Source organism: Acinetobacter tjernbergiae DSM 14971 = CIP 107465, from assembly GCF_000374425.1.
Classification (GTDB): domain Bacteria; phylum Pseudomonadota; class Gammaproteobacteria; order Pseudomonadales; family Moraxellaceae; genus Acinetobacter; species Acinetobacter tjernbergiae.
Genome location: NZ_KB894392.1, coordinates 1 through 3,856, shown reverse-complemented (window position 1 = coordinate 3,856; position 3,856 = coordinate 1). Strand labels below are relative to the sequence as shown.

Annotated in this window: 4 protein-coding genes; all 4 read left to right on the top strand. The window is 38.4% G+C overall.

Going from position 1 to position 3,856, the window contains the following annotated elements:
- Positions 1-503: 503 nt before the first annotated feature.
- The 4 genes from C502_RS0117775 to C502_RS18555 all read left to right on the top strand — a co-directional run bounded on the left by C502_RS0117775 (position 504) and on the right by C502_RS18555 (position 3,510).
- A complete protein-coding gene (locus C502_RS0117775; RefSeq protein WP_018680106.1) occupies positions 504-704 on the top strand; it encodes a hypothetical protein in 201 nt (66 codons plus the stop codon).
- 62 nt (positions 705-766) lie between these two features.
- Positions 767-2,164 carry a virulence factor TspB C-terminal domain-related protein gene (locus tag C502_RS0117770; RefSeq protein WP_018680105.1) on the top strand — a complete coding sequence of 466 codons (1,398 nt, stop codon included), beginning with the start codon at positions 767-769 and terminating at the stop codon, positions 2,162-2,164.
- Position 2,165: 1 nt separating this feature from the next.
- Positions 2,166-2,447 (top strand): DUF2523 family protein, encoded by a 282-nt coding sequence (locus C502_RS0117765; RefSeq protein ID WP_018680104.1) that lies wholly within the window; start codon positions 2,166-2,168, stop codon positions 2,445-2,447.
- Position 2,448: 1 nt separating this feature from the next.
- Entirely contained in the window at positions 2,449-3,510 is a 1,062-nt protein-coding gene (locus tag C502_RS18555; protein WP_018680103.1) for a zonular occludens toxin domain-containing protein, read from the top strand.
- Positions 3,511-3,856: the final 346 nt, after the last annotated feature.

Genomic DNA, 3,856 nt, shown 5'->3' with positions numbered 1-3,856 from the left:
GTTGATGTCAAATTACCGCAACCAAGCAGAACAACTTAAATAAAAAGCCTTTGTATATCAAAGGCTTACATTGTAATAATTACGTATAATGTATAATATGTTAAAAATCAATAACTTACGGTAATTATAACTATGGCACAATTTCAGTATAGATGCAAGAAGTGCGGTAAATCGTTCGAATCTCATGCTGTTTATTGTGTCCACTATTATCAATGCAAGGGGTAGAAAATGAACTTTTTCCAGTCTTGTATTTTTGCTTTTCTTTTATTCATCGTGCTTTATCTGCTCGGTGTATATAACTAGGAATTTAAAGAATGTACGTCTGTAAATTACTGACTAGTCCTGACGAACTCGGCTTACAGACGTGTATGCAATGGGTTGAATTTCAATCCGTTTTATCACTGACAGCAGACCAACGCGATGAGCTAATGTTATTTTTCTTCACACTCATGCTTACCGCATATTCTGTTGTTCAAGTTAAACGCCTTTTAAGGAGATGACCTATGGGCAAGAAGTTTTATTTACTCGTAACAGCGTTATTCGCTTCATTCTTACTGACATCTACAGCAAACGCTTTTGATGTTGCAACGTTAATTTCAGGCTCTAATGCTAGTGCCAACTCAGAATCTACTGGGACATTTGTCCTTGGTATTGCATTCGGTATTTTTGGTTTCGCTGTAATACGTCGAGTATTGGGCAAATAAATAGGCGTTTATCGCCTCTGATGATTTGAGGTTTTTTTTATGGAATTAGAAGGGGCGATAAATTGGTTTATTCTCGTATCTTTTTGTTTAGCTGTTTATGTTATGTTATTCAAATAGTTCATGCTGGTACTGCTGCAAAACAGTGTAAAGAGCCTGACGAACCCCAGTACGTTTGGCAAGCTTCGTCAATCATAGCAAATTCTTTAGAGTCTGCATGTACTCAAGCATTTTCTACTCTACCTACATCTTATCAACAAAATTATAAGTTTACGCGATCAGAGCTTAAGACAGCATCAACTGGTACTTGTTATGCAAAACACAATACCTTAGATGTAGAAATTACTTATGTAAATCCTGTTCGTATCTCAAATCCTGATTTTACATTACCCCCGTGTAAGGATAGTGGTTGCCCACTTGAGGGCACTTCAACTAGTGCATTTTTTAGAAGAAATGGCGAACTTTTTAGCATGTCGTCTGAGATTTGTATTAATAAATGTTTGTTCGAATTTAAAGACCCGATTATTGGTCAGGAAGTCCGAACAGACGGACATATAACGACTGTTTTTACAGGTAATGCAACATCACGTGAATCTAAATGCCCACTCGATACACCAGTTGAGGAACCACAACCTCCACTTAATTCTTGCAAGAAGAAAGATGACAAAACTGGTAAATATGTAGACAAAGATTATTGTGACGCACCGCCTGACGGTTGCCCCAGTGGCTACACTTCGGGCACTTTCAACGGCAAAAAAGTTTGTGTTAAGAAAGATACAAACGATAAAGACAACTGCAAGCCGACTGTCTCAGAACCATACAAGTGTATGGATAATCAACCTGACAAGCCTAAAGACCCTGACAAGGACGGCAATTGTGAAAGCGGTAAAATACAAGTCATCATCGGTTCAACATTAAAATGTGTCACTAAAGAAGTACCGCCTGACCCCGACAAAAATTGCCCTGATGGCTACATTAAGCAGACCTATGAGGGTACGTCTGTTTGTGTTCCGAATAATCAACGTCCTGATGCTAATAACAATTGTCCTTTAAATACAGTTCTTACAACCACAGCCGATGGTACTAAAGTCTGTCGTGGCGGTAATAACAACAATGATGGCGGTGCAAGCGAACCTACTGGAGACGGTGATGGGGATGGTGATGGCAATGGCAACGGAACTTGTGACCCTAAAAAAGACTTTTTATGTCAAGACTACAACCTACCGAATGCTGACGATTTCAAGCTTCAAGTTAATGAAGTGAATTTGCCCGAAATTGATGAGAATAAAATTTCATGGTCCAAAACTTGTCCTGTTGATTCATCAGTAACAGTGATGAATCACACATATAAGTTCTCATATTCAAAGCTTTGCGGTTTCTTAACTGACTACATAAATCCATTAATGAATGCTTTCGGATATTTAAGCGGTGCTTTCATTATTATTGGTGCTGCGAGAAAATAATATGCCTCAGATCATTTTAGCCATTCTTGGTAGTTTTGCTTCATCATTTTTATTTCGCATCCTTGCGGGTGCAGGAATATCGGTTTATTCATATACAAAAATTCAGCAATATATGGATTTATTCATAAATTCGATCATACAACAAACCTCACGTTTACCTGCCTCATTCCTCCAGTTGCTCGGATTAGCAGGTTTCGATACATATCTTTCAATTGTTCTATGTGCGCTTTCTGCTGCTACTTTCATTATCGCAATGAAGCTCTTTGTCGGTAAGTCTGCTTGATATGCTGCATCTTATTACTGCGACGCCCGGCTCAGGCAAAACACTATTTGCCATTCAGAAAATATATGAGCATTTGAATAAGGGTCATGTAGTTTTTTCAAACATTGCAGGGCTAAAGATTCCTGGTGTATTTGCGATTGAAACAAATACAGACTGGAGAGATTTAGATCATTTTAAAAGATTGCAACCTGAGTTCTCACATAAGCCAATCGCTGTCTTTTACGATGAAGCACATGAACATCCTGCATTCGATGCAGAAGACACGCAATATAAAGAAAATGGACAAGTTGATAGGCTCAAACAAAAAGAAGTCAGAGACCAAGCTAGAGCTTTGCGAATGCATCGTCATTTTGGTTTTGACATTTACCTGATCACTCAACAAGTACAATTTATTGAGAGTGTCACAGTGGGTTTATGTGGTATTCACTGGCATTTACATAGAGCTTTCGGATTACAACGTTCAACGCTTTATATGTGGCGATCTGGACAAACTAATCCGACAACTCGATCTGTTCAACGTTATGCAGAAGAAAAAACAACTTTTAAGTTTCCAAAACATTTTTACGATTTATACGATTCAGCGACTGTACACACACATAAAGCTCGTATTCCGCTTTATTACGTTGGCGTTGTTCTACTTCCGATCGCTCTTTTTTCATATTCGGGTTACACATACTACAAGTCACATTATCAAAAAGAAACACCGCTACAAGCATCTGAGACGCAAGAACAAACGCTTTCTCCAACATTGCAGCAACTAAAAGACGAAAAAGAGGGAAAAAAACCGAATGAGGACACACAACAAAAAGAACAAGTTTTAATTGATGATGAAAAACAGCGTGTTGCATCTGTTTTTGCATCGAGTGACTCATGCCGAGCATATAACGGCTTCGGAGATCTCGTTCAGATCAGTGTACAAGAATGTCTCGACTATGCTGATCATCCTGCAAAATTACGTGCTACATCAGACACATTTAGACAGCAACGTTTATCAGCAGTGAATTACACCCAGTACACGACTGAAACGTCACAAACTGCAGAAACAACAAATTCTTCCCTCTGATTACTGGTATTCATTAATATGTTCTATGTCAGAAGTAACCAAAAAAAATCGTTCAGGGGAATTGCGAGTCCCCGAAGCTGTGCGCAGGGGTCGCAAGGCGTAGTCTACGAGTTTTTACTAGATTACAGTCGAAAATGGGTTCAATGTTCTTACTGCGGACGTTCTATAATGTTTTCAGATAGAACAAGACATACAAGAATTTTTCATACTAATAGTGTTGGTGGTTTGATTATAGATTTCTGAGATTACGCATAATATCCGCATTATGTTATTTGCCGTTTTCGTTGTACAAAAAAACTCACTGGAGAGTCTCCAGTGAGTTTTTTGTCAATGATGCTATGCTTTC

Excerpts from the sequence above, each read along its gene's own strand:
- C502_RS0117765 (WP_018680104.1), top strand. The coding sequence starts at position 2,166 with ATGCCTCAGATCATTTTAGCCATTCTTGGTAGTTTTGCTTCATCATTT.
- C502_RS18555 (WP_018680103.1), top strand. The coding sequence starts at position 2,449 with ATGCTGCATCTTATTACTGCGACGCCCGGCTCAGGCAAAACACTATTT.
- C502_RS0117775 (WP_018680106.1), top strand. The coding sequence starts at position 504 with ATGGGCAAGAAGTTTTATTTACTCGTAACAGCGTTATTCGCTTCATTC.